This window comes from Paraburkholderia sp. J69-1 (assembly GCF_905220255.1).
Taxonomy (GTDB): domain Bacteria; phylum Pseudomonadota; class Gammaproteobacteria; order Burkholderiales; family Burkholderiaceae; genus Paraburkholderia.
In genome coordinates, this window is the sequence record NZ_CAJMZG010000024.1 from 34,730 (window position 1) to 59,129 (window position 24,400).

The following is a 24,400-nucleotide window of genomic DNA, read 5'->3' on the forward strand; positions in this document are numbered from 1 at the left end:
CATCCTCAAGCATTTTCGACATCGGTGGAAAATCTGAAACTCTCGAATTGCTTGCGCAGCGGAACCTTGTAGAGCTTGCCGGTCGCGGTATGGGGGATAGAATCCACGAACACCACATCGTCGGGAAGCCACCACCTGGCAACGTAATGGCGCATGTGTTCCCGCACTTCGTCAGCCGTCACGTCCATTTCCTTGCGCTTCACCGCGATGAGTAGCGGGCGCTCTTGCCAGTGCGAGTGGCGCAGACCAATGACAGCGGCTTCTTCAATCGCAGGATGGCTGAGCGCTGCGCTTTCCAGGTCCAGAGACGAAATCCATTCACCGCCCGACTTGATCACATCTTTCGCGCGATCCGTGATCTTCAGATAACCATCGGCGTTCAAGCTCGCCATGTCGCCGGTCGCGAACCAGTCATTCGCATCCCATGCGTCATCCTCGTGCTGGTAATAGGCGCGGGCAATCCAGTGACCGCGTACTTTCAATTGACCGGTGGTCTGGCCATCGTGAGGAAGGCGATTGCCTGCGTCGTCGAAGATCTCGATTTCGGTGCCCGGCAGCGCGCGACCGGCAAGCATCTGGAGATCGAAGCGTTCTTCGAGCGTCAGATCGTGGCGCCTGGGCGGCGGAGTATTGACGGTAACGACCGGACTCGTTTCAGTCATACCCCATGCCTGACACAACCAGACACCGAAATAGGCCTCGAACTTTTCGATGATTCGACGCGGCGCAGCAGACCCGCCCGAGAGAAAGCGGGTGACGACGATGTCGCGCCGACGCTGTTCCGCATCCACGCCTTCTGCGTACTCGAGCAGCGACATCCAGACGGTCGGAACACCGCACGACACGGTGCATTGCTCGTCGCGCAGTATCGAGTACACATGCTCGCCAGACAGTTGTGCGCCCGGAAGAATGACTCTGGCACCGGCCATTGCCGACGAATGGGGAATGCCCCAGCCGTTCACATGGAACATGGGCACGATCAGGAGGATGCTGTCGCGCGCACTGATCGCGAAGCTATCGGCCATGCAAGACGACATGGCGTGCAATACCGTCGAACGATGGCTATACAGCACGCCCTTGGGTTTGCCCGTCGTGCCCGAGGTATAGCACATGGACGATGCGCTATTTTCGTCAAATTGCGGCCACGTATAGACATCGCTGCTCCCGGCCATCAGCGATTCATAGCAGGCGAGGCCGGGAACCACGATGTCGGGCATCTGATCCGCTTCGCACAGGGCGATGAAGCCTTGAATATGCGGGCAGTGTGGCGCGATCTCCGCCACGAGCCGGGCTAGGTTCACATCGAAGAACACATGGGTGCTTCCGGAGTGATTCAGGATATAGATGATCTGTTCTGCGAACAGTCTTGGGTTCACGGTGGTCAGGACTGCGCCGGTGCCGCAAACCCCGTAATAGAGTTCAAGGTGGCGGTGGGTATTCCACGCCAGCGTAGCGACGCGCTGGCCGGCGGTCACACCCAGCGCCTGGATGAGGTTTGCAACCTGCTTAGAGCGGCGACAAGCGGCAGACCACGTATATCGATGGACATGACCCTCGCCCAGATGGGACACGATCTCTTGATCGCTATGGTTGCTGGCCGCGTGCTCGATCAAATCGGAGATCAGAAGCTGCCGTTGTTGCATCAGTCCGTTCATTGTCGTCCTGTTTTATTTGTCTAAATAAAGTCTCACTCCATGAGCGCGGTTTGTCCGATCAGGAAAACCGCGCCGCAACGCGCCATATACAGGAAACCTACTGCTCAACCATTGGGGTTAATGCCGAATTTGCACCGGAAATATCCCTCCCTGGGCGAAATCACTTTACTACACAGAAGCGCCGCAATTGGCCGGGTATTGATGTCAAATCCGCAATACAGAACGAGAAAATTTTCGATTGTGTGATGTTCGATGAACTGCTTAGAATCCGCTTCAGACTGAGTTCCAGGCAGTAAATCACTTACCATTACAACGGAGATGCCATCTTGGAATTTGGGGTATTTCTTCTCGCGCAACAGCGCAGTTACGCTCAGACATCGCAGAGCGTCATTCACAACACCATCGAGCAGACAGTCGTGGCCGAGCAGGCGGGTTTCGACGCCGCCTGGTACGCCGAGCACCACTTCAACAATTACTCGCTGTCTCCGTCGCCGCTGATGACGATTGCTCACGCAGCGGCCAGGACGAACAAGATTCGCCTTGGTTCGGCAGTGTGCATTCTTCCGCTCTACCATCCTGCACGCTTGCTGGCTGAAATCGGTCTTGCCGACACGCTATCCGACGGCCGTCTGGAGTTGGGTATCGGCTCGGGTTACCAGCAATTCGAATTCGAGCGCTTCGGCTCGGATCTCCCGACGTCGGGTGAAATCTTCCACGAAATCTGGGACATCATTAACCGCGGGCTGAACGAGAAGGTCTTCGAGTACAAAGGCAAGCATTTCGAAATGCTGCCGACTTCGGTTGCGATCCGCACCATTCAGGAAAGGGTGCCGCTGTGGATCACGTCGATGAATCCGGGCACGCTGGGGCGCGCATTCAACGAAAACGCCAACTTGTTCACGACGGTTCTGCACGGCGGCAACGATGCACTACGCGGGCTGCGCGGCCGGCTTGAAGATGTGGCTTCGCAACTGGGCAAGGATCTCAGCAAGACGAAGATTGGCTTCCTGCGTTGCGGCTTCGCATCGGACAGCAAGGCCGAAGTCGATGCGTATCTGGATTCCGCACGCTGGGCGCGTCGTATTTCCGAATCGCTGAAGGATCGCCGCATGGACGTCGACGACGGCTACCTCATCAAGGAAACGCCGTGTGCCGTCGACATGACGCTCGACCGGCTGCGTGAGAATTTGCCGGTTGGTTCGGTCAACGAAGTCGTGGACAAGCTGCTTCAGGAAATTGAAATCCTGAAGCCGGATCACATCGCGCTGCAGACGCAACTCGGCGACTGTGACCAGAAGACGATGCTCAAGCAGATCGAACTCTGGGGCGACAAGATCATCCCTGCAGTGCGCAACGAACTGGCGCGAAACGAAACAGCAACGGCCTGATCCAAAAGCAATCAATCCGGGAGTCATGGCATGCGTCTGCATTTGACGAATAGTGGCGCGATTACGCTGATTGCGCCGTCGCATTTCAAGCAGTTCGAAATCCTGGTGGACGAGCAGCCCGCGGCTTTGCTGGATCAGTCGATTGCACGCATTGGGGAAAGTGCCGACGAAGAGCACCTATGGGTGAATCCGCAGGTTATTCGCTTTCTCTCTGGCAAGGCTGGAGACACTGACTGGGAGGCCGACTTCGAAGCCATGGTGGGTTTCGCCAGGAAATTCAACTGGGTTAGCGAAGCGGGCCTGATCCGGGCGCACATTGTTCGCAATAAAGATTCGGCAGGAAGTTCCGTCGATGATTTCAAGGCCGCAATGCGTATGCTGCCTGCTGGCGTGTCGGCGATCACGACGGGCGATATCGAAAATCCAAACGGGATGGTGGTATCGAGCCTGACGTCTATTTCGGCGCAGCCGCCGCTGGTGGGATTCTTCGTGCACCGGGATTCGTCGATGCTGACTCCGCTGAGAAGCAATGGCAAGTTCGTGGCCAATATCCTGGGGCAGTCGCACCATGAAGTGGTGACGAATTTCCTGCAGGCGCAGCAGGGCAGCGCCCGCTTCGCCAGCGGTCGATGGAGTTCTGGCCTCGACAATATCCCGATCCTGGTGGACGCATTGGCGAATGTCGAGTGCGACATCATCCACACGACGACCCTTGGCACGCACGAACTGGTCGTGGGAAGAATACGCAAGACCACAACCGACGACGCCGGATCGCCAATGGTGAACTTCAACGCAGCCATTCGCACGCTTGAATCCTAGCCGCAGAGATGATCCTGTTTTACGCGCTGTGGTATGCCGTGCACGCGCTAATGGTTAGTACACCGATTATTGATTGATCGCCGCAATGGCGTGAACTCAAAGCCGTGCATGGAGAGCGCACGGCAGGCAATGCGTATCAACGACGATTGACGAGCCGTTTCGAGCATCGCAGCCGTTGTGTTGTTTGCAGGGCACATCAACGTGTCGTTTTACAAGACGATTTGCCGGACGGCAGGTTGGTGTAGTAAGCATGTATCACGATAAATAAATAAAGAAATAAGCGCGCGAAAGCGCGTCTTCTGATTTTGGAGACTAAATGAAGACGAAAATACTTGCGGCAGCCGTTGCCGCAACATCCTTGACATCCGTTGCACACGCGCAATCGTCGGTCACGATGTATGGCTTCATCAGTGACGGCGTTCGTTACGTCAACAACACCGCAGGCGGCTCGACATTCCAGATGTCCAATGCGATCTCCCCGGAACGTTGGGGCCTGTTCGGATCGGAAGACCTCGGCGGCGGCAACAAAGCGGTCTTCCAGCTGGAAAACTATTTCAACATCAACACCGGTGCCATGACTTCGGCGAATACGCTGTGGTATGGCAAGGCCTACATGGGCATCGACAGCCAGCAGTTCGGCCGTCTTACGTTCGGTCGCCAGTACGCAACGACGGCACTGCGCGCGATCATGATGGACCCGATCTACATTGGTGGCGGTATCGCCGCAATATGCCCGCTCGGCCAGATCCTGACCGACGTGTGGACGCGCGATTCGCGGACCAACAACAACATCGTCTACACGAAGCACATCGGCGACTTCGCACTGAGCGCGAGCTACAATCCCTCGGGCGTGGCTGGCGCATCGCGTGCGGGCGTGAACTACTCGGGCGACATTTACTACGCGGCACACGGCCTGGAGGCGGCTGTTTCGTTTCAGCGGCAATACAGCCCCGATGAAACCGGTACGCAGGACAACTGGTGGGTTGGCGCTACTTACACGTATGGCAGTCTGAAGGGCTACCTGAACCTAGTGACGCTGCGTCTGACGACGATCGACGGCGCGGCGGGTCCGGCTCGCCGCGACTACGTGACGACGATCGGTGCGCGTTACCAGCCGACCCCGTACCTGACGCTGATCGGTGCCTACTATATCGACGTGGCGAAGAATCTGTCGAACGTCGATGGCGCAAACGGCAACAAAAACACGGCATACATCGAAGCACTGTACTCACTGTCGAAATCGACGTCGCTGTACCTGGAGGCCGACCGCAACTGGTTCACGGGCGCCTACAAGTACGACAAGTACAGTACCCAGACCCTGCTCAATATGTCACCGGGTTCCTCGGCTCAGCTTGGGGTTTCTATCGGTCTGGTTCACAACTTCTGATTGAGGTTTTTAAAGTCACCCAGTGTTGTAAAAACCTTGTTGCCAAAACTTACAGGCTATCAAACTGGAAATGAAAACGATCAACGTCCAGTCGTTCATCGACGAACGACCGCTTAAACCATTCCATGCCATTCTATTCGTGCTCATGTTTCTGACCATTCTTCTGGATGGTCTCGATGCAAGCGCAATGGGTCTGATTGCTCCGGCGCTGCTAAAACAGATGCAGGCAACCAGGGCCGATCTGGCGCCGGTGCTTTCGGCGTCGTTGATCGGCATCGGCGTAGGCGCGGCGCTGGGCGCGCCGTTCGCTGACCGCGTGGGCCGCCGTCTGGTGCTTATTCTCAGCGTTGCGCTATTCGGCGGCACCACCATCTGGTCGGCACAGTCTTCGACGCTGCACGAACTCATGTGGTCGCGCTTCTTTACCGGCATCGGTCTGGGCGCCGCCATTCCGTTGTGCGCAACGATGATGAATGAATTCCTGCCCTCGCGCATGCGCAGCCGTGCCGTCAATGGGATGCTCTTCGGCTATGCGGTGGGGGGCGGGATTTGTGGTCCGCTCGCGCGCTCCGTGATTCCGCAACATGGCTGGCAAGGTTATCTCATGGTTTGTGGTGTCGCTCCCTTGATCGTGGCCGTTCTCCTGCTGTTTTTCCTGCCAGAATCGGTTCGATATCTCGCGACGGCTCAAAAGGACAGCGCGAGGATCGCCGGAGTTCTCTCCCGCATCGACCCGACAGTCGACTTTTCCGGTGCCCAGTTTATTGCCGACGCGAACGGCGCCGCTAAAAAACACAGATTCTCGTTTGTCGAACTGTTCTCGAAGGAACTCGCGGTCCCGACGCTGCTCCTCTGGGTTGCGTATATCTGCTCGACGGTCGTGCTCTACGTGCTGCTGATGTGGACGCCGACGATCATGAGCGCTGAAGGACGTTCACTGGCCGAAACCGCCAACGTGATGATGGCATTCAACTGGTTCTCGGGCATCGCCATTCTCCTGGGCGGAATCCTGATGGACAAGTTCGGCTCGCTGCGCATCATTTCGATCTACTTCGCGATCTCGGCTGTTCTGGCGGTTGTTGTCGGCATCACGGGCGTGCACGGCGACGCATTACTGTGGATGCTGGTGTTGACGGCCATGGGCAACAACGGCGCCTGTTCGTCGATGTCTACGCTCGCCACCCAGATGTATCCAACTACGTCGCGCGCGACGGGCGCTGCCTGGGTGCTGGCTGTCGGCCGCTTTGGCGGCGTGGCCGGGACCTTCCTGGGCGCCACGCTGATTGGTCTCGGCTGGCCGTTGACGACCATCGTCGCCGCGGTTGCGCTGCCGACCGTCATCGCTTCGATCGCGATCATCTGTATTGGTTTCGGCATCCCGTCTCTGCGCCATCGAAACGATGCTGTCGAAGCCAAGGCGGCGTTCCACGGATAGCCAGGCGAACCTGTGCTCCCGTCACAAAGCCGCTGCCAGCATGCAGTGGCTTTGTGTTTTTTCTGGTCAAGTCATTCCGGAATATGCAATGATTACGCATACCGAATACAAAAAACGGAGACTTCGTGGACAGACTTCGTGCGATGGAGTTATTTCTTTCTATTTCCAGAAATAAGAATTTTTCAGAAACTGCGCGCCAATTTGGTACCGCCGCGGCTTCGGTTTCGAGAATGATCCTGGATCTCGAGCATGAACTGAAGGTCAAACTGTTCACTCGAACCACACGCAATGTGACTCTGACCGAAGCAGGGGTCGAATATGCAAAGCATGTCGAAGGTATTCTGCGAAGCATCGAAGATGCGCAGCGCAGCGTCACGTCGATCACTTCCACACCCTCAGGAACGCTACGGGTTCATTCCCGGGTTATGTTCGGCGTAGGTGTATTGCCAACGCTGATTGCAGAGTTTTCGAAGCTTTACCCGGAAATCCAGATCGAGTTGACACTGAGCGAGTCCATCGCCGATCTAGCCACGGATCAGATTGATATTGATTTTCGGATTGCACCACCGCTTGAATCAGGCATCAAACGTCGAATTCTCTTCAGAAGTGATCGCTACCTGGTGGTGTCTCCCGCTTACTTCATTGGCCGAAGCCCCGTTACGTCGCCTGAACAACTGAAGGCTCATCAATGTGTTGCTTATTTCATGCCGGGAACCAGCTATTCCTGGCGATTCCGCAAAGACGACGTTGAAACCGAAGTGCAGTTTCATCCGTGTCACGTAAGCAATAATGGCATCGCCTTACTTGAATTTGCGCGCATGGGCGAGGGTATCGTCCTTCTGGATGATTACACCGTTCATAAGGATCTGATCAGCGGAAGATTGGTTCGGCTGCTTCCTGAATATCAGGTGACCAATACGAGTTTCGAAGATGGTATGTACGCGACCATTGTCGATTCGCCTGCCATTCCTGCCAAGATTCGCCTGTTCATGGACTTCGTTGCGTCGCGCGTCTCTGGCTCGGAACTGCGATTCTCGGCTTATGAGTCTAGCGAAGTCACGATGTCTCGCTGATGCAGATATTGAGGGGGCATTTGGGCTTCTTGTCGTGCAAGCCCAAATAGCCAAAATGCCTTTTAAGCGCCAGCCCGCAAGATCTAGCGTCGCTGCCGGCACTATTGCTTAAATGTTGGTGAAGGTGATCCCGCCATCGACAGCCATCCACTGCGCGGTGACGAATCCGGCATCGTCTGAGGCCAGATACACGATTGCCCTGGCGATATCGTCGACGTTGCCGAGGCGGCCCAGCGGCGTCGTCGCCACGCGCCTGGCATCGCGTTCTTCGTTGCGATTTCGCATCGTACCTTCGGTCGGAACTGCAGAAGGGCAGACCGCGTTGACGCGGATATTGCGGGCACCCAGTTCTGCCGCTGCCGCACGTGTGATCCCCAGGATGCCGGACTTGATGCCCGAGTACACGATGGAGTTCGCCGCGGACCGCAGAGCGGCTGTTGAGGCCACGTTGACGATGGCGCCGCCGCGTTCGGGTTCCATGACTGCGGTTGCCGCCTGTATCCCCCAGATGACGGCTTTGAAACCAATGTCGAGCATACGATCGACCGTCTCGGGCACAATCTCCCGTACCGATTGATATCGAACCCACGCAGCGTTATTGATCAGGATATCGAATCGACCGCTTTTTTCGAAGACGATATTCACGGCCTCGGTCATACCTTCGCGCGTCGAAACGTTCTTCACGACGGGAAATGCGTGGCCGCCGGCAGCCCTCACGGCCTCGACGGTATCGCTGACGAGTTCATCCTTCAGGTCGTTGACGCCAACGATAGCGCCACGGGCGGCGAGCCTGAGCGCGGTCGATTTTCCAATACCGGCGCCAGCTCCGGTCACAAGGGCATAACGCCCAGCCAGATCCTGTTGCATAGTCGCTGTCTATTCCAGGTTAATGAATTATCGACCCTTGAATACAGGTGCGCGCTTTTCCAGGAATGCCATGCGGGCTTCCCTGGCGTCCTCGGTCCTGGCCAGCATCATGGTGATGTCCTGCTCGTGACGATAGGCCTCGCGCTGGGGCATCTGGTCAGTGAAATTGGCCGCTTTCTTTGCCTGGACCAACGCGATCGGGGATTTGCCGGCAATGCGGCGAGCCAGTTCCATAACGTGGGGCAGCAACTGGTCGGAGGGGAGCACGTCCTCCAGCACATTACGGCGCAGCAGATCCTGAGCCGTCAACTTATCGCCCGTAAAGAACATGCGGCGCACAGTCGAGCGACCGAACAACGTACGCAGCATCGACGCGCCGCCGGCCAGGCCGACGTTGATTTCCGGCATCGCAAACACGGCATTGTCTGACGCGTACATGATGTCGCAGGCGGCCATCAAGCCCAGACCGGCACCCAGCGCCGCGCCATTGACCGCGGCGATCACGGGCTTTGCGCATTCTTTGATCGAATTGCCGGTTTCGCGAGTCCAACGGTTGTGATCGAGGAAGTCACCTGGGACGTCGGGGTCCGGGCGATCGCGCAGGTCCGCGCCCGCGCAAAAAGCCGTACCGGCGCCGGTCAGCACAGTGCAGCGAATATCGTCGCGAAGGCTGATTTCGTCAAATACGGCAATGAGACGGCGACGCATCGCGCGCGACAGCGCGTTCTTGACCTCGGGACGATTGAGCGTGACCAGGGCCACGCCATCCTGAACTGCCAGGGTCACCGTTGTTTCGGCGCTCTCTTGTACGTCTGCACTCATGTCTCCACTCCGGTAGTTGTCTCTTGATTTAGGGTGCCAAGGTGTTCAAGAGATTCTACAGTTGCCAGCCTGGATGATTTTCAATCAAAAACCAAGGCTGATTCATTCAGATCGTGGGTAATCGAGAGTGCGTAGCAGGTCTTATGATGTTCAGTCGATTGCGTTCTTCACTTCGTGCGACGCGTAGGCGGAGAACCTGAGTTCCGAGCCGGAGACGCGGGACGCGACGAAGTCCAGGAACAGGCGGATCTTGGTGGGGATGGACGGAGAATCGATGATCGTCGCGTACATTCCATCTGCGAAAGAGGAATTGGTGACCTGATATTCGGGAAGTAGCCGAACCAATCTTCCGCTCATGAGGTCTTTATGCACAGTGTAGTCATCCAGCAGCACGATGCCTTCACCCATGCGTGCGAATTCGAGCAGGGCAATACCGTTATTGCTCACATGGCAGGGCTGAAACGGGACTTCGGTTTCGACATCGTCTTTACGGAAGCGCCACGAATAGCTGGTTCCCGGTCTGGAGTAGGCGATGCATCGATGATGTTTCAGGTCTTCCGGCGATGTGGGCTGGCTCCGGCCAACGAAGTAGCCAGGAGACACCACCAGATAGCGGTCACTCCTGAAGAGAATCCGCCGTTTGATTCCGGATTCAACCGGAGGGGCAATGCGAAAATCGATATCGATCTGGTCCTTGCCCAGATCGGCCGCGCTTTCGCTCAGCACCAACTCGACTTGAATATCCGGGTAAAGCCTGGAGAATTCGCTGATCACAGTCGGTAACACGCCCACGCCGAACATCACACGCGAGTGAATTCGAAGCGTTCCCGAAGGGGCCGTGGTAATGGAAGTGATGCTCCGATGGGCATCCTCGATGCGCCGCAGAATGCCTTCGACATGCCTGGCGTATTCGAGCCCCGCTTCGGTCAAGGCGACATTGCGGGTCGTGCGGGTGAAGAGCTTGACCTTCAGTTCATGCTCGAGGTCCAGAACCATTCTCGAAACTGAGGCAGGCGCAATGCCGAATTGGCGGGCAGTTTCCGAAAAGCTTTTATTCCTGGAGATGGAAAGGAAGAATTCCATCGCACGAAGTCTGTCCACGACGCCTCACTCTTTTGCACTCGATAGCAATTAAGTATTGCACAGTTCTAACGGAAACAACCAGAAAACACCGAGGGCTTCCGTCGAGGAACAGCAGGTTTGCGGGTAGCAGTGTGCGAGCGCCAAGCCTGCACGCTGCGCGCTTGACCTGATTCGTCTTGCTGAACCATTGGGGTTAATACCCAATCCGAACCCTTCATATCCCACCACGCGCGAAACGACTTTACTACACACGAGCGCTGCAATCCGGAGAGTATTAATGTCAAACGCGCAATACAGAACGAGCGTTTCGCGGATTGTGTGATGTTCGCTGAACTGCCTAGAATCCGCTCCAGATTGAGATTCCGGTATCGACGAGGGCCGCGTGCCCGGCCACCTGGCGCGCCCGTCTGGTCTCGCGCAATGGAAAAAGGAACGATTCAATGGCTTCAGAATACAGGGCGCTTCCGCTCGACGGTGTGCGCGTGCTGGATCTTTCACGCGTGCTGGCTGGCCCGTGGTGCGCCATGGTGCTGGGCGACCTGGGTGCGGAAGTCATCAAGGTCGAGCACCCTGGGCGTGGCGACGATACGCGCGACTGGGGCTTACGCATTGGCCGCACGGAAACGGCGTATTTCAATAGCGTGAACCGGAACAAACGTTCGCTCACGCTCGACCTGCAAACGCCGGAAGGCCAGCAGATCGCGCGCGATATCGCCAGGACTTCCGATGTTGTGATCCAGAACTTCAAATTCGGAGGCGCGGAGAAACTCGGCCTCGGTTACGAGCAGTTGAAACGCGAAAACAGCAAGCTCGTTTATTGCTCGATTTCTGGCTACGATCGCGCCGGCCCGGAAGCCGAGCGCCCCGGCTACGATTTGCTCGTGCAGGGTGAAGCGGGCTTGATGGCGTTGAACGGCGAAGCCGAACGGCCGCCGCTCAAATTCGGCGTTGCAGCCGTCGACCTTTTTACCGGCATGTATTCGGCGCAGGCGATTCTCGCCGCGCTTTACGAACGCGAGCGCACGGACGTCGGTCGTCACATCGAAATGGCGCTGTTCGACTGCGGCCTGATGATCACGGCCTATTACGGACTCGAAGCGCTCGTGGCCGGAGAGGACCCGCCGCGCTTCGGCAACGAGCATCCGTCGATCGTTCCATATGGCGTGTTCGAAGCCGCCGACGGCCCGCTCGTGGTCGCAGTAGGCAATAACGCCCAGTACGAGCGCTTGTGCCGCGAAGTGTTGCTGCGCCCGGATCTTGCCGACGACGCGCGCTTCAAGACCAATATCCTGCGCTCGCAAAACCGCGCCGCGCTGCTGCCCGTAGTGCGCCAGGCCATTGCCGCCGAAAAGCGCGCCGCGTTGCTCGACAAACTCGCGGGGGCGGGCATTCCATGTGGAGAGGTGGCGGGGCTGCGCGAAGCGCTGCTTTCACCGCGCGCAGCGCAAGCAGGGCTTCTGACCACGCAGCCTCATCCGCATACAGAGTCGGGCACCACGCCCGTACTCGCGCCGCCCTGGCGCTTCGACGGCGAACGCATGCCGGTGCGGCGCGCGCCGCCGCAACTGGGCGAGGGCACCCGCGACGTGTTGCAGGACCTGCTGGGCTACAGCGCCGAACGCATCGACGACCTGGCGCGCCGGGGCGTGGTGTGATCGGGTCTTACGCGGCGAGTGCGAGGAGCGACGCGCCGCTAATTTCATCGATCAAAATCTATGACATCTTGCTTCTGCGCACGCGTACTTTACTACGAACAAGAAGCTCGATTAGACGAGGATTGATGTCAAATCCTTAATACAGAAGCAGAGGTTTTTGGATTGTGCCGGATTTGTCGAACTGCTTAAATCGGTTCCAGTGGAGATGCAGCCAGCTAACCAAAACAACGGAGACGTCATCATGGAATTCGGTGTATTTACTTTGGGCCAGCAACGTTCGTACGCACAGACTTCGCAGAGTGTCATTCACAACACGATCGAGCAGACGGTTGTTGCCGAACAGGCTGGCTTCAACGCCGCGTGGTACGCAGAGCACCATTTCAATAACTACTCGCTCTCGCCGTCGCCCTTGATGACGATCGCACACGCGGCAGCTAAAACGAAAAAGATCCGTCTGGGCTCCGCGGTTTGTATCCTGCCTTTGTATCACCCCGCGCGTCTACTTGCTGAAATCGGTCTCGCGGACACGTTGTCGGAAGGGCGTCTCGAACTGGGCATCGGCTCTGGCTACCAGCAATTCGAATTCGAGCGTTTCGGCTGCAACCTCGCAAACAGCGGCGAGATCTTCCACGAGATGTGGGACATGATTAACCACGGACTGGGGCAGAAAGTCTTCGAGCACAAGAGCAAGCATTTCGAAATCCCGCCGACATCGATTGCAATCCGCACGGTGCAGGAAAAGGTGCCGCTGTGGATCACGTCGATGAACCTTGGCACGCTGGGTCGCGCATTCAAGGAAAACGTCAATCTGTTTACCACCGTGCTGCACGGAGGCACGGACGCGCTGCGCGGTTTGCGCGCTCGCCTGGAGGGGCTGGCCACGGAACTCGGCAAGGACCTTTCCACGACCCGGATTGGTTTTCTGCGCTGCGGATTTGCTTCGAATAACGAATCGGAAATCAGGTCATACCTGGATTCGGCGCGCTGGGCGCGTCGTATCTCCGAGTCGCTGAAGGATCGCCGCATGGATATGGACGACGGATATCTCGTTAAGGAAACGCCTTGTGCCGCCGACATGACCCTCGACCAGTTGCGCGCCAACCTGCCGGTCGGCTCGATCAACGAGGTTATCGACAAGCTGCTCGAGGAAATCGAGATCTTGAAGCCGAACCACATTGCACTTCAAACGCAGCTGGGTGACTGCGACCAGAAGATGATGCTCAGGCAGATCGAACTCTGGGGCGACAAGATCATCCCGGCAGTGCGCAAGGAACTGGCGCGAAACGAAGCAGCCGTAATGGTCTGATCATCGAGCAAGCAAGAAATACGGAGACCTGCAATGCGTCTGCATTTGACGAATAGCGGTGCGATTACGCTGATTGCGCCATCGCACTTCAAACAATTCGATATCCTGATCGACGAGCAATGTGACACGTTGCTGGATGCAGCCATTGCTCGAGTCGGCCAGCGTTCGGATGAGGAGCACGTCTGGGTCAATCCCCAGATCATCCGCTTCCTGTCTGGCAAAGCTGGCGAGCCAGAATGGGAAACCGGCTTCGAAGCCATGGTGGGTTTTGCCAGAAAATTCAACTGGGTCAACGAAGAGGGCTTGATTCGCGCGCACATGGTTCGCAATGAGAACGCGGCAGCGAGTTCTGTCGACGATTTCAAGGCGGCCATGCGCATGCTTCCGGCGGGCGTGTCCGCCATCACCACTGGCGATATCTCGAATCCGGGCGGCATGGTGGTGTCCAGCCTGACGGCGATTTCGGCTGAGCCTCCGTTAGTCGGCTTCTTCGTGCACCGCGATTCATCCATGCTCGCGCCGCTGAAAACCCATGGCAAATTCGTGGCCAACGTTCTGGGCCATACACACCATGACGTGGTGGCGAAGTTCCTGAAAGAGCCTCAAGGTTGCCCTCGCTTTACGAATGGGCAGTGGGACGCGGGTCTGGACGGGCTGCCGATCCTCGTGGATGCGTTGGCCAATGTCGAATGCGACATCATCCATACGACGACCTTGGGCACGCACGAGATGGTCGTTGGCAAGATCCGCAAAACGACTACCGACGATTCGGGTTCGCCGATGGTGAACTTCAACGCCGGGATTCGCGGTCTGACACAGTAACCGGAGATCGAAATGCCGACTCAGGAAAGGAATAGCCATGCCGCCCAGCAGCGGGGGAACGCGATCGCCGAAGATCGCCGGACTGCCGTCGTATCCGCATACGCAAGCCAGAGAGATTATGGGCGCGATCTGTCCATCTATTTCAGTGACAGTGCTGTGGAACTGGTGAACTGCCGGGTGCAAGGAAAGAACTGATTACTGAATCAGGATTCACGCTGAAGCCCTTCTGGATTCGTTATCAGAAGGGCTTTTTCGTCATGAGTGACGGCATCGTCAAGTGCGAGTTGAGGCCGGTCTATTCGTCTGATTACGGAATGCTATGCCGGCATTCGATGCGCTTTTGGCAAGCTCGCGATTTCGTCGCTCAATGTGCGTTTCACTAGGCCAATGAACTCCTGGACGAGTGGTTTAGGGGCACTGAGCCGGGTGTGAAGAATATATCCTTGCGCATACATGACCGGTTCGAACGGCAGGATAACCACGCGGTCCAAAGCGCTGTCGATCGTCGCCAGTCCGTTCGTCAAACCGATCCCTAATCCGTGCGATACCATCGACAAAATAAGCGCGGCATAAGGCGTTTCAATCGCCGGAACCTGATCGACGCCCGCGGCGCGCAAGACCCGGTCGATTGGAGCGCGCGGTTCATCGGCATAAGACGGCAAAATCAGGCGCTCGTTGCGAAGATCGCTTGCCATGATTTTTTTGCGCGTTGCCAGCGGGTGCGCCGCCGGCAATACGCACAATAGCGGCAGACGATAGAGGTCTTCGGACGCAACCGCATAGGCTTCCGGCGCGACCGAACCGATACCCACGTCGTAGTGTCCAGACGACACCCAGCGCTGCATTGTCGCCTCGCTGCGCATCTCCAGCGAAACATACACTTGCGAATGCAACTGCACGAATTGCTCGATGATCGCGGGCAAAAACTTGAGTGCAAACAAGGGCGCCGCCACGACTCGCAAACGCCCGCCCGCCATGGTGCGTATCTCGCGCGCCGATTGCTCGAGCATGTCGAGCCCCACGAAACTGCGCTCCACGTCGCGATAAAAGGCCGCGCCGGCCTCGGTGATCTGAATCCTGCCCCCATTGCGCGAAAACAGTTGAAGGCCCGTCGCGGCCTCCAGTTCTGCGATCAGGCGGCTGATTCCGGGCTGCGACGTGCCGAGTTCTTCCGCCGCCGCAGTCATTGAGCCGCGCAACACGACAAGGCGAAATGCCTCGATCTGTCTGACGTTCATGGTTTGCTCGTTTGCTGGACGTCCCGAGTTTGCCATAACAAAAATGAATAGAAGGCAATTTTGTCGATATTTGCCCTCGCCGATTGCTGGCCTCAAACTTGTTTCAAACGACGGGTGGCAATTTTCGAGCCGATATCGCCGCATTTTGGCAAGGCTTCCTGACGATGAACGACGCGTCGAACCGGAAAGGGGAATCAACATGATCGAGCTGACTTCCGTATCGAAGTGGTACGGGCAGCATCAGGTGCTGAACGACTGTTCGGCTTCTATCGGGCGGGGCGAAGTCGTAGTGATTTGCGGGCCTTCGGGTTCCGGCAAATCGACGTTCATCAAGACCATCAACGGATTGGAACCGGTTCAGCGCGGTCAGATCGTCGTCAATGGAATCGATGTGACGGCCAGACGTTCGAATCTCGCGGCCCTGCGCTCGAAAGTAGGAATGGTGTTTCAGCATTTCGAGCTTTTTCCGCATCTTTCGGTGAAACGGAATCTGATGCTCGCGCAGATGAATGTATTGGGCCGCAGTGAAGACGAAGCGGCTGCGAAGGCGGTCCTGTTGCTGCGCCGCGTGGGTTTGAGCGAGCACACCGATAAATATCCGAGCCAGTTGTCGGGCGGCCAGCAGCAGCGAGTCGCCATTGCACGCGCGTTGTCGATGGACCCTGTCGCCATGCTTTTCGACGAGCCGACATCGGCGCTGGACCCCGAAATGGTCAACGAGGTACTCGACGTCATGAGTTCGCTTGCGCGGGAGGGCATGACGATGGTCTGCGTGACTCACGAGATGGGTTTTGCGAAGCAGGTCGCGAGCCGCGTGATGTTCATGGACAAGGGCGTGATCGTGGAAGACGAACCGAAGGCGGCATTCTTTGAGCGGCCGCGCTCCGAGCGGGCGCGCGAATTTCTTTCGCGAATTCTGCACTGATTCAGGCTGCGCCCAATTACGCATTCGATATGCATATGCAATCAGGCACGCGATAACGCACTCAATAACGCACCCAATAAATCACCAGGGAGTGAAAGCAATGAAGATTCAAAGCTTGTTCAGAGGCATCATCGCATCGGTGGCGCTGACTGCGTCGATGTTCTCCGCCGCCCACGCCGCCGACATCGGCACGCTGACATCGGGGCAGATTCTCGCTGGCGTCGATACCAACAACAAACCGTACTCGTACATCGATAACGGCAAGGTCACGGGTTTCGATGTGGAATTGATTCGCGCCATCGCAGCCAAACGCGGCATGACCGCCGAATTTCGCGCCCAGGACTTTTCGGGTCTGCTGCCGAGCGTGGCGAGTGGGCAGATCGATCTGGCCGCCGGCTGCATCTCCATCACGAATGACCGGCTCAAGATCGTCGACTTCTCCGATGGCTACGTGTTCGACTATCTAAGCGTCGCAACCTTGCCTGGCACGACGTTGACCAGCGATGTCGCCAGCGTGAAGGGCAAGCGCATCGGCGTGATTCAAGGCACCATCGAAGATACGTATTGGGAAAAATATCTGCCGGGCGCGCAGATCGTGCGTTTTCCGAATCTGACTGCCGGGTTTCTCGCCTTCCGCAATAAATACATCGACGGTTACTTCGTGGATAAAAGTCTCGTCGACGGTCTGGAAGAAAAGTATCCGCAACTGAAAATCACCACTGCGATCGACATTTCGGCGCTCAATCAGCCGGGCGGTTTCGCGATCCGCAAGGGCAATAAGAAGTTCGCTGACGCGCTCAACGAAACGCTGAAGGAACTGGTCGCGGACGGTACGTGGATGAAGCTCTACATGCAGTTTCATCCCGGCTACAAGCAGCCTTCGCCGTTGCCCCCGTACCACCTGAAGGCCGGAAGCTGATCGCTCTACGCCCGATCTTCATGATGGTGCGCTCGTTGTCCTGCTCTCTAGGGAACGGATATGGAAGCCTTTGTACAAAACTTCTTTAATGTGTCGCTGCTGGTCGACTCGATTCCGGCGCTGTTCGCAACGGGATTGATCAACACGCTCGTGCTTTCGCTGTTCTCCACCGTGATCGGGATAGGGGCGGGCATGGTCCTCGCGTTGTTGATGGTGTCGAATATCCGCTGGCTCACGGTGCCCGCGCGCGTTTATATCGACGTGCTGCGCGGTTTGCCCGCGGCCCTCGTCATCTTGCTGGTCGGGCAGGGCCTCGCACCGGTCGGTCTCGCGATTTTCGGGCCGAACCCGTACCCGCTTGCGATCGTCGCGCTGGCGCTGATTTCATCGGCGTATATCGCGGAGATTTTTCGCTCCGGGATTCAGAGTATCGGCCGTGGGCAGATGTTCGCCTGTCAGGCGCTGGGCATGACGTACTGGAGCAGCATGCGTTACGTGATCGTGCCGCAAGGCCTGCGCCGCGTATTGCCGGCATTGGCCAATCAGTTCATCGCCATTGTTAAGGACTCCAGTCTGGTGTATTTCCTCGGCTTGCTGACCTCGCAACGGGACCTCTTCACGATCGGGCAGAACGCATCGGTGAATACGGCGAATCTCTCGCCGCTCGTGGCCGCCGGGCTCGTCTATCTGATGATTACGGTGCCGCTGACGCACCTGATCAATCACATCGACCGCTGGACCAACCGCTTTTCGAATCCCGGCGTCCAGAAGAAGAAAGCGGATCAAAAGACGCTTGCCGCCAGTAGCACGACTGCGGTGGCGCTACCTAACGGGCAGTCGTTGACCGACGAACCCCACAAAAACTAAAGAACCTGTACTGAATCATGGGACCTCAAGTCGATTTGGTCGCTCAGGATATCGAGCTACCCGAAAGTGTGGATGTCGTGGTTGTGGGCGGCGGCATCATCGGCGTGTCGAGCGCGCTTTATCTCAGTCAAAAAGGCTTGCGCGTCGCGCTCTGCGAAAAAGGCACGATCGCGGGCGAGCAGTCCAGCCGGAACTGGGGCTGGGTGCGCGTGACGCGGCGTGATCCGCGCGAGCTTCTGTTGAGCATGGAGAGCCTGCGTTTGTGGCGCACGCTGGACCGCGATCTCGGCATCGATAGCGGTTTTACCGCGAGCGGCATTCTGGCCGTGACGAACAAGGACGACGTGCTGGCGCGACACCAACGCTGGCTCGCGCGCGCGAAAGAGATGGCCGGCGATGCGCTCGATACGCGCGAGGTGTCGAAGGCCGAGATCGCGCGCCTGATGCCGGGCGCTTCGGCGTCCTTCAAGGGCGGCATTTATACGCCCAGCGATGGGCGCGCCGAACCGCAAAAGGCCGCGCCCGCCATCGCGAACGCCTTGCGCAAACGCGGCGTGAAGATCCTGACGCCGTGCGCGGTGCGCGGCGTCGAAACGAGCGGCGGACGCGTCAGCGCGGTGGTGACCGAACACGGCACGATCAAATGTCATGCCGTGGTGGTGGCGGGCGGCGCGTGGTCGCGTTATTTCCTCGGCAATCTGGGCATTTCCTTGCCTCAGTTGTTGACGCGCGCTTCCGTGCTGCGCACCCGGCCTGTCGAAGGCGGCCCGGCGTGCAGCGCGACCACCGGCGATTTTGCCTATCGCAAGCGCGTGGATGGCGGCTATACGATCGCGCCGGGTATGCGCACGCATGCGGATATCACGCCCGACGCGTTCAGGCTTTTCTTCAAGTACATCGAGGCGCTAAAGAGCCAGATGGGCGTCATGCAGCTCCGGTTCGGCGCGCGGTTTTTCGAGGAATTGAAGCGTCCGGGCAAGTGGGCGCTGGATCGGCCCACGGTGTTCGAGACGGTTCGCACGCTCGATCCCGATCCCGTGATGAATTACGTCGATAACGGCCTGATCCAGTTCATGAAGGCCTATCCGCATCTCGGCGCGGTCGAAGTCGCGCAGCGATGGGCCGGTTATATGGACGTTACGCCGGATGCCATTCCGGTGATTTCCGGCGCTGCCGCGCTGCCGGGATTGTTTATCGGCACGGGTTTTTCGGGGCACGGTTTCGGCATTGGCCCGGCCGCGGGCAAGTTGATTGCCGATCTCGTCACCAATGACACGCCGCTGGTGGACCCGCATCTGTTCCGCCTCGACCGCTTCTCGGACGGCACGCCTATTACCGTCGACGAAGGTTTTTAAACGCGTCGATTTTCAGGCGCGCTCTGCACGATTAACCCTCGTTTTCCAATGCCGGCTGCGATTGAAGTCACGGTCGCAGCCTTCTTTATTTTTTGTTTTCATTTTGCCGATACTCAGGAGTGAAACATGAGCCAGACGTATTTTCATATCGCCGAGGACGTGGATTTTTCGCCGTCACGTGCCGCCGATGGCCGTAGCGAAGGGTCGTACGCACGCCGCGTCTGGACGGATGCCGGCGCGGAAAACCCGGCCGCCGTCGCCGTGTGGCGTGCCACGCCGGGCACGTACAGCTATCCGGCCCGCGCACTGGACGAAACCTTTGTCGTGCTGAGCGGCACGGCGCTTTGTCAGGTCGGCGCCGGAGAGGAAAAGGAAATCGGGCCGGGAACCATCGTCAACATCGCGAAAGGCGAGACGATCACGCTGCAGGTTCATACGGAACTGCGCAAGGTTGCAACGGTGATTCCGAAACCTTGATTGCCGCCGCCCGGCAGCCATGAAGCCAGGCGTCGCTAACCGACGCCCGGCAGGCCACTATCCTCTGTCCCCCCACCAAAATAATCGGATAGCAAACGGCGAATAGCCGGATAGCCCCGATGATTTTGCAGGTATCCAATGCTCTCAACACCAAACCCCACAGACAGGACACCTCATGTCAACACGAGAGAGCATTGCGAGCGCGCAGGACAATCCGGCTCAATGGCGCGAGTTCATCGACGGCTGCGTCGATTTCCGTCCGGTGGAAGGCGTCTATCGCATCGCCCGCGAGATGTTCACCGAGCCGCAACTGTTCGATCTCGAGATGGAATTGATCTTCGAGAAGAACTGGATCTACGCCTGCCACGAGAGCGAGATCGCGAAGCCGCATGACTTCGTCACGATACGCGTGGGGCGTCAGCCGCTGATCGTTTCGCGCGACGGCAACGGCGAACTGAACGCGATGATCAACGCCTGCCAGCATCGCGGCGCCACCCTCACGCGCATGACCAAGGGCAATCAGTCCACCTTTACCTGTCCGTTCCACGCCTGGTGCTACAAGAGCGACGGTCGGCTCGTCAAGGTCAAGGCGCCGGGTGAGTACTGCGAAGACTTCGACAAGGCCACGCGCGGGCTGAAAAAGGCCCGTATCGCGAGCTACAAGGGATTCGTATTCGTCAGCCTCGATACGCAGGCAACCGACTCGCTCGAAGCGTATCTTGGCGATGCACGCATTTTCTTCGACATGATGGTTGCCCAGTCGCCCACCGGCGAACTGGAAGTGCTTCCCGGCAAATCCACCTACAGCTTCGAAGGCAACTGGAAGCTGCAGAACGAGAACGGCCTGGACGGTTATCACGTCAGCACGGTCCACTACAACTACGTGGCGACGGTGCAGCATCGTCAGGAAGAAAACGCGAAGAAGGGCGGCGACGACGGCTCGACACTCGACTACAGCAAACTGGGTGCAGGCGATGCCGAAACCGACGATGGCTGGTTCGCGTTTCGCAACGGCCACACCGTACTGTTCAGCGACATGCCCAACCCTGCCGTGCGGCCCGGCTATGCCAGCGTGATGCCGCGCCTCGTCGAGGCCTATGGGCAGGAAAAGGCCGAGTGGATGATGCATCGCCTGCGCAATCTGAACATCTATCCGAGCCTGTTTTTCATGGATCAGATCAGTTCGCAGCTGCGCATCGTGCGTCCGGTGGCCTGGAATAAAACCGAGGTGATCAGCCAGTGTATCGGCGTGAAGGGCGAATCGGATGCGGACCGCGAAAGCCGTATCCGCCAGTTCGAGGACTTTTTCAACGTCTCGGGTATGGGCACGCCCGACGATCTCGTTGAATTCCGCGAGCAGCAGCGCGGTTTCCAGGCGCGCCTCGAACGCTGGAGCGATATTTCGCGTGGCCATCATAAATGGCAGGAAGGCGAGACCGCGAATTCGCGCCTGCTGGGCATTCGTCCGGCCTTGACCGGCACCGAGTTGACGCATGAAGGTCTTTACGTCAATCAGCACGGCGCGTGGCGCGACTATCTGCTCAAGGGGATCGACAAGCAAAACAGCCATGGCGGGGAGCAGTAAATCATGCACGCACAACAACATTCGGTTGAGCAGTTTCTCTATCGCAAGTCGGAACTTTGCGACCTGCAAAGCTGGGACGCGTATCTCGAACTATTTGATGAAAACAGTGAGTTTCACGTGCCGCAATGGGATTCGGAACACGAATATACGACGGACCCCAAACGCGGCATGTCGCTGATCTATTACACGAATCGCAGCGGTCTCGAAGATCGGGTGTTCCGTTTGCGCACGGGTAAATCGGCGGCCTCCACGCCCATGCCGCGCACCATGCATGCGATCAGCAATGTGCGTATCGAAGCCGCCGCTCAAGGCGCGCCCGGCGAGATCGACGTGAAGGCGAACTGGACCACGTTCTATGCGCGCCATGGCGTGGCGGAGCATTTCTTTGGCCGCGCGACATATCGGCTGCGCCCCGATGGCGATAGCTGGAAGATCATGCGCAAGCACGTGCTGCTGCTCAACGACACCATTAACGCGGTGCTCGACTTTTATCATCTGTAAGTGAGACGTGCGATGAGCCATAAGATCGCCTTTAATTTCGCCGACGGCAAGACGGCATTTTTCAGCATCCGGCCCAACGAATTGCTGCTCGATGCCGCGTTGCGAAGCGGCATCAATATCCCGCTCGATTGTCGCGAGGGCGTGTGCGGGACGTGCCAGGGGCGCTGCGAATCGGGCGCCTACACGCAGGAGTATGTCGATGAGGAAACGCTGTCGCCTGAAGATATCGCGCAGCGCAAGATCCTCTCGTGCCAGACGCGCGTGCAATCCGATGCGTCGTTTTACTTCGACTTCGATTCGAGCCTGTGCAGCGCGGCGGGCGCGAGCGTCGCGACGGCCCGCGTGGTCGATTTGCGTCAGGTGTCGGAAACCACGGCGATCCTGCATCTGGACGCCAGCGCACACGCGCAGCAACTGGACTTTTTGCCAGGCCAATATGCACGTCTGAAGATTCCCGGCACCGATGTATGGCGTTCGTATTCGTTTGCGAATCGTCCGAATGCAGAAAATCAACTGCAATTCCTGATCCGCCTTCTGCCCGACGGCGCGATGAGCAACTATATGCGTGAGCGCTGCGAAGCCGGGCAGTCCATTGAATTCGAAGCGCCTTTTGGTGCGTTCTATCTGCGCGAGATCGAACGCCCGATCGTGATGGTGGCGGGCGGCACGGGCTTGTCGGCGTTTCTCGGCATGCTCGACGATCTGGCCGATCGCGGTGGTTGCGCCCAGCCGGTGCATCTTTACTATGGTGTGACGAATGCCCGCGATCTTTGCGAAGTCGAACGGATCGAAGCCTATGCGGCACGTATTGCGCAGTTCAGTCACGATATCGTCGTGATGAATCCGGCACAGGGATGGCAGGGAAAAACAGGGCTGATTCCCGATCACCTGCCGCGCGAACAACTCGCGGCCACGCCGTTCGATATGTATCTGTGCGGGCCGCCGCCGATGGTGGAAGCCATCCGCACATGGTTCAAGGATGCGGGGATTGTCGATCACCGGCTCTACTACGAGAAATTCGGGGACAGTAACAGCCGCCAGTAGACGCGCAGAAGCAGGACGCACAGACGAAGCCGTCGAAAATAATCCGGTTGAAGGGCAGACGCCCTTCGACCGGAATTATTTTTTTGGCGCGCTTCGGCTTACTATGGAAGCTTCGACAAATAGTGCTTATCGCCATGCTCACCCACACAGCAAGCGAGCTCAATGGCATTCACGCCTCGCGTCACGACTTCGAGGGCGCGCGCGACTGGATGGCCGCGATCTGCGGGCCGCACGGACTGCAGGTGCAAAGGCCGCGCAAGATCCAGTTCAATCATTCCGGCACCGTGCTGCGCGCGATGGCGAGCACGCTCGGCTATGTCGAGTACGGGACCGATGTCACTGTTTCGGTCAGCGATGCTGCGCCGCTGAATTGCTATAGCCTCAGTCTTCCGTTGAGCGGCGAGCAGGAGCTTTCCGCGCGGGGCCAGCTGTGGCGATCGGATCAGGATAAGGGTCTGATTGTTTCCCCGCATGAGGCGCAAGACCTGGCAATTAGCGGCAATTGCCGCAAGCTGATCATTTCGATCCCGCGGCAGGCTTTGCAGAATGTGCTGGAATCGCTACTGCGCCGGCCAGTAGACGCACCCATTGCGTTTCAGCCCGGCATGGACGCCGCCAGCGGCGAGCAAGCCGCGTGGTGGCGGATGGTGAAGTTTTTTGCCGGTGAAATGGATCGCTCCGGTGGCTGGCTCAATCATCAGTTGATGGCCGCCGATCTGGAACAGACCTTGCTGAAGGGTTTGTTGCTCGCGCAACCGCATAATTATTCCGATGCGCTGGCCGAGGCGATGCGCCCGGCCGTTCCCCACTATCTGCAGCGCGCGCAGCAGTTTATTCACGAGCATGGCCGCGAAGATATCGCACTCGAAGATATCGAGCAGGCCGCGGGCGTGTCGCGCTACAAGCTGTTCGAGGCCTTCAGGGAGCACTTCGGCCAGCCGCCGATGGCGTATCTCAAGCGTTACCGGCTTGAAGCGGTCCGTCGCGATCTGCTTGCGGACCGCTCGACCGGCAGCATCTCCGCGATTGCGATGGGCTGGGGTTTTTCCCATCTCGGCCGCTTCTCGGGCGAATATAAGGCGCTCTTTGGCGAAACGCCAACCGAAACATTGAAGCGAAGCGTCGTCCGGCCAGCCTGACGCTGTTAACGCAAAGCGGGCGCCTCGCGCCCGCTGTC

General features: G+C 58.0%; 23 protein-coding genes. 18 read left to right on the forward strand and 5 right to left on the reverse strand.

Features of this window, described 5'->3' with window-relative positions; all coding sequences use genetic code 11:
* Positions 1 to 5: 5 nt before the first annotated feature.
* Positions 6 to 1,655: a long-chain fatty acid--CoA ligase gene (locus tag U5A67_RS33000; protein ID WP_321817618.1), complete on the reverse strand. Its 1,650-nt coding sequence runs from the start codon at positions 1,653 to 1,655 to the stop codon at positions 6 to 8.
* A 326-nt stretch (positions 1,656 to 1,981) separates the two neighbouring features.
* Between U5A67_RS33000 and U5A67_RS33005 the strand changes: the two genes are divergently transcribed.
* The 5 genes from U5A67_RS33005 to U5A67_RS33025 all read left to right on the forward strand — a co-directional run bounded on the left by U5A67_RS33005 (position 1,982) and on the right by U5A67_RS33025 (position 7,757).
* Positions 1,982 to 3,043 carry an LLM class flavin-dependent oxidoreductase gene (locus U5A67_RS33005; RefSeq protein ID WP_321817619.1) on the forward strand — a complete coding sequence of 354 codons (1,062 nt, stop codon included), beginning with the start codon at positions 1,982 to 1,984 and terminating at the stop codon, positions 3,041 to 3,043.
* Between the two features lie 30 nt (positions 3,044 to 3,073).
* Positions 3,074 to 3,862 (forward strand): flavin reductase family protein, encoded by a 789-nt coding sequence (locus U5A67_RS33010; protein ID WP_321817620.1) that lies wholly within the window; start codon positions 3,074 to 3,076, stop codon positions 3,860 to 3,862.
* 316 nt (positions 3,863 to 4,178) lie between these two features.
* Complete coding sequence (locus U5A67_RS33015; protein ID WP_321817621.1) at positions 4,179 to 5,249, forward strand: porin; 1,071 nt, start codon at positions 4,179 to 4,181, stop codon at positions 5,247 to 5,249.
* Between the two features lie 70 nt (positions 5,250 to 5,319).
* A complete protein-coding gene (locus U5A67_RS33020; RefSeq protein ID WP_205983524.1) occupies positions 5,320 to 6,684 on the forward strand; it encodes an MFS transporter in 1,365 nt (454 codons plus the stop codon).
* 125 nt (positions 6,685 to 6,809) lie between these two features.
* On the forward strand, positions 6,810 to 7,757 hold the full coding sequence (locus U5A67_RS33025; RefSeq protein ID WP_321817622.1) for a LysR family transcriptional regulator: 948 nt from the start codon (positions 6,810 to 6,812) through the stop codon (positions 7,755 to 7,757).
* 108 nt (positions 7,758 to 7,865) lie between these two features.
* Here U5A67_RS33025 and U5A67_RS33030 read toward each other — a convergent pair whose 3' ends face one another.
* The 3 genes from U5A67_RS33030 to U5A67_RS33040 all read right to left on the reverse strand — a co-directional run bounded on the left by U5A67_RS33030 (position 7,866) and on the right by U5A67_RS33040 (position 10,547).
* Entirely contained in the window at positions 7,866 to 8,624 is a 759-nt protein-coding gene (locus U5A67_RS33030; protein WP_321817623.1) for a glucose 1-dehydrogenase, read from the reverse strand.
* A 27-nt stretch (positions 8,625 to 8,651) separates the two neighbouring features.
* On the reverse strand, positions 8,652 to 9,446 hold the full coding sequence (locus U5A67_RS33035) for an enoyl-CoA hydratase/isomerase family protein (RefSeq protein ID WP_321817624.1): 795 nt from the start codon (positions 9,444 to 9,446) through the stop codon (positions 8,652 to 8,654).
* A 150-nt stretch (positions 9,447 to 9,596) separates the two neighbouring features.
* Positions 9,597 to 10,547 carry a LysR family transcriptional regulator gene (locus U5A67_RS33040; RefSeq protein WP_321959781.1) on the reverse strand — a complete coding sequence of 317 codons (951 nt, stop codon included), beginning with the start codon at positions 10,545 to 10,547 and terminating at the stop codon, positions 9,597 to 9,599.
* Positions 10,548 to 10,969: 422 nt separating this feature from the next.
* Here U5A67_RS33040 and U5A67_RS33045 point away from each other — a divergent pair, with 422 nt between their 5' ends.
* The 4 genes from U5A67_RS33045 to U5A67_RS33060 all read left to right on the forward strand — a co-directional run bounded on the left by U5A67_RS33045 (position 10,970) and on the right by U5A67_RS33060 (position 14,507).
* Positions 10,970 to 12,184 (forward strand): CaiB/BaiF CoA-transferase family protein, encoded by a 1,215-nt coding sequence (locus U5A67_RS33045; protein ID WP_321817626.1) that lies wholly within the window; start codon positions 10,970 to 10,972, stop codon positions 12,182 to 12,184.
* A 241-nt stretch (positions 12,185 to 12,425) separates the two neighbouring features.
* Positions 12,426 to 13,490: an LLM class flavin-dependent oxidoreductase gene (locus U5A67_RS33050; protein WP_321817627.1), complete on the forward strand. Its 1,065-nt coding sequence runs from the start codon at positions 12,426 to 12,428 to the stop codon at positions 13,488 to 13,490.
* A 33-nt stretch (positions 13,491 to 13,523) separates the two neighbouring features.
* A complete protein-coding gene (locus tag U5A67_RS33055; RefSeq protein ID WP_321817628.1) occupies positions 13,524 to 14,312 on the forward strand; it encodes a flavin reductase family protein in 789 nt (262 codons plus the stop codon).
* A 12-nt stretch (positions 14,313 to 14,324) separates the two neighbouring features.
* Positions 14,325 to 14,507 (forward strand): hypothetical protein, encoded by a 183-nt coding sequence (locus U5A67_RS33060; protein WP_321817629.1) that lies wholly within the window; start codon positions 14,325 to 14,327, stop codon positions 14,505 to 14,507.
* Positions 14,508 to 14,629: 122 nt separating this feature from the next.
* Here U5A67_RS33060 and U5A67_RS33065 read toward each other — a convergent pair whose 3' ends face one another.
* Positions 14,630 to 15,550, reverse strand: a complete 921-nt coding sequence (locus U5A67_RS33065; protein WP_321817630.1) for a LysR substrate-binding domain-containing protein — start codon at positions 15,548 to 15,550, stop codon at positions 14,630 to 14,632.
* A 199-nt stretch (positions 15,551 to 15,749) separates the two neighbouring features.
* Between U5A67_RS33065 and U5A67_RS33070 the strand changes: the two genes are divergently transcribed.
* The 9 genes from U5A67_RS33070 (at position 15,750) to U5A67_RS33110 (ending at position 24,362) form a co-directional block, all read left to right on the forward strand.
* A complete protein-coding gene (locus U5A67_RS33070; protein ID WP_321817720.1) occupies positions 15,750 to 16,475 on the forward strand; it encodes an amino acid ABC transporter ATP-binding protein in 726 nt (241 codons plus the stop codon).
* Positions 16,476 to 16,575: 100 nt separating this feature from the next.
* Positions 16,576 to 17,394 carry an ABC transporter substrate-binding protein gene (locus U5A67_RS33075; RefSeq protein ID WP_321817631.1) on the forward strand — a complete coding sequence of 273 codons (819 nt, stop codon included), beginning with the start codon at positions 16,576 to 16,578 and terminating at the stop codon, positions 17,392 to 17,394.
* A 60-nt stretch (positions 17,395 to 17,454) separates the two neighbouring features.
* Positions 17,455 to 18,261 (forward strand): amino acid ABC transporter permease, encoded by an 807-nt coding sequence (locus U5A67_RS33080; protein WP_321817632.1) that lies wholly within the window; start codon positions 17,455 to 17,457, stop codon positions 18,259 to 18,261.
* A gap of 17 nt (positions 18,262 to 18,278) precedes the next feature.
* Entirely contained in the window at positions 18,279 to 19,616 is a 1,338-nt protein-coding gene (locus tag U5A67_RS33085; RefSeq protein WP_321817633.1) for an FAD-binding oxidoreductase, read from the forward strand.
* A 126-nt stretch (positions 19,617 to 19,742) separates the two neighbouring features.
* Positions 19,743 to 20,093 (forward strand): cupin domain-containing protein, encoded by a 351-nt coding sequence (locus U5A67_RS33090; protein ID WP_321817634.1) that lies wholly within the window; start codon positions 19,743 to 19,745, stop codon positions 20,091 to 20,093.
* A gap of 175 nt (positions 20,094 to 20,268) precedes the next feature.
* Positions 20,269 to 21,678: an anthranilate 1,2-dioxygenase large subunit gene (gene antA / locus U5A67_RS33095; protein WP_321817635.1), complete on the forward strand. Its 1,410-nt coding sequence runs from the start codon at positions 20,269 to 20,271 to the stop codon at positions 21,676 to 21,678.
* A 3-nt stretch (positions 21,679 to 21,681) separates the two neighbouring features.
* The gene (gene antB / locus U5A67_RS33100) at positions 21,682 to 22,179 is read left to right on the forward strand and encodes an anthranilate 1,2-dioxygenase small subunit (RefSeq protein ID WP_321817636.1); all 498 of its coding nucleotides are present in this window, start codon (positions 21,682 to 21,684) and stop codon (positions 22,177 to 22,179) included.
* A gap of 12 nt (positions 22,180 to 22,191) precedes the next feature.
* The gene (gene antC / locus U5A67_RS33105) at positions 22,192 to 23,223 is read left to right on the forward strand and encodes an anthranilate 1,2-dioxygenase electron transfer component AntC (RefSeq protein ID WP_321817637.1); all 1,032 of its coding nucleotides are present in this window, start codon (positions 22,192 to 22,194) and stop codon (positions 23,221 to 23,223) included.
* Between the two features lie 83 nt (positions 23,224 to 23,306).
* Positions 23,307 to 24,362: an AraC family transcriptional regulator gene (locus U5A67_RS33110; RefSeq protein WP_321817638.1), complete on the forward strand. Its 1,056-nt coding sequence runs from the start codon at positions 23,307 to 23,309 to the stop codon at positions 24,360 to 24,362.
* Positions 24,363 to 24,400 lie beyond the last annotated feature (38 nt).

Bases quoted from the DNA above. Each gene is read 5' to 3' on its own strand.
- U5A67_RS33015 (WP_321817621.1), top strand. From the start codon at position 4,179: ATGAAGACGAAAATACTTGCGGCAGCCGTTGCCGCAACATCCTTGACA.
- U5A67_RS33000 (WP_321817618.1), bottom strand. From the start codon at position 1,655: ATGAACGGACTGATGCAACAACGGCAGCTTCTGATCTCCGATTTGATC.
- antC (WP_321817637.1), top strand. From the start codon at position 22,192: ATGAGCCATAAGATCGCCTTTAATTTCGCCGACGGCAAGACGGCATTT.
- U5A67_RS33050 (WP_321817627.1), top strand. From the start codon at position 12,426: ATGGAATTCGGTGTATTTACTTTGGGCCAGCAACGTTCGTACGCACAG.
- antB (WP_321817636.1), top strand. From the start codon at position 21,682: ATGCACGCACAACAACATTCGGTTGAGCAGTTTCTCTATCGCAAGTCG.
- U5A67_RS33030 (WP_321817623.1), bottom strand. From the start codon at position 8,624: ATGCAACAGGATCTGGCTGGGCGTTATGCCCTTGTGACCGGAGCTGGC.
- U5A67_RS33060 (WP_321817629.1), top strand. From the start codon at position 14,325: ATGCCGACTCAGGAAAGGAATAGCCATGCCGCCCAGCAGCGGGGGAAC.
- U5A67_RS33085 (WP_321817633.1), top strand. From the start codon at position 18,279: ATGGGACCTCAAGTCGATTTGGTCGCTCAGGATATCGAGCTACCCGAA.
- U5A67_RS33070 (WP_321817720.1), top strand. From the start codon at position 15,750: ATGATCGAGCTGACTTCCGTATCGAAGTGGTACGGGCAGCATCAGGTG.
- U5A67_RS33045 (WP_321817626.1), top strand. From the start codon at position 10,970: ATGGCTTCAGAATACAGGGCGCTTCCGCTCGACGGTGTGCGCGTGCTG.
- U5A67_RS33010 (WP_321817620.1), top strand. From the start codon at position 3,074: ATGCGTCTGCATTTGACGAATAGTGGCGCGATTACGCTGATTGCGCCG.
- U5A67_RS33065 (WP_321817630.1), bottom strand. From the start codon at position 15,550: ATGAACGTCAGACAGATCGAGGCATTTCGCCTTGTCGTGTTGCGCGGC.
- U5A67_RS33075 (WP_321817631.1), top strand. From the start codon at position 16,576: ATGAAGATTCAAAGCTTGTTCAGAGGCATCATCGCATCGGTGGCGCTG.
- U5A67_RS33035 (WP_321817624.1), bottom strand. From the start codon at position 9,446: ATGAGTGCAGACGTACAAGAGAGCGCCGAAACAACGGTGACCCTGGCA.
- U5A67_RS33090 (WP_321817634.1), top strand. From the start codon at position 19,743: ATGAGCCAGACGTATTTTCATATCGCCGAGGACGTGGATTTTTCGCCG.
- antA (WP_321817635.1), top strand. From the start codon at position 20,269: ATGTCAACACGAGAGAGCATTGCGAGCGCGCAGGACAATCCGGCTCAA.
- U5A67_RS33055 (WP_321817628.1), top strand. From the start codon at position 13,524: ATGCGTCTGCATTTGACGAATAGCGGTGCGATTACGCTGATTGCGCCA.
- U5A67_RS33080 (WP_321817632.1), top strand. From the start codon at position 17,455: ATGGAAGCCTTTGTACAAAACTTCTTTAATGTGTCGCTGCTGGTCGAC.
- U5A67_RS33020 (WP_205983524.1), top strand. From the start codon at position 5,320: ATGAAAACGATCAACGTCCAGTCGTTCATCGACGAACGACCGCTTAAA.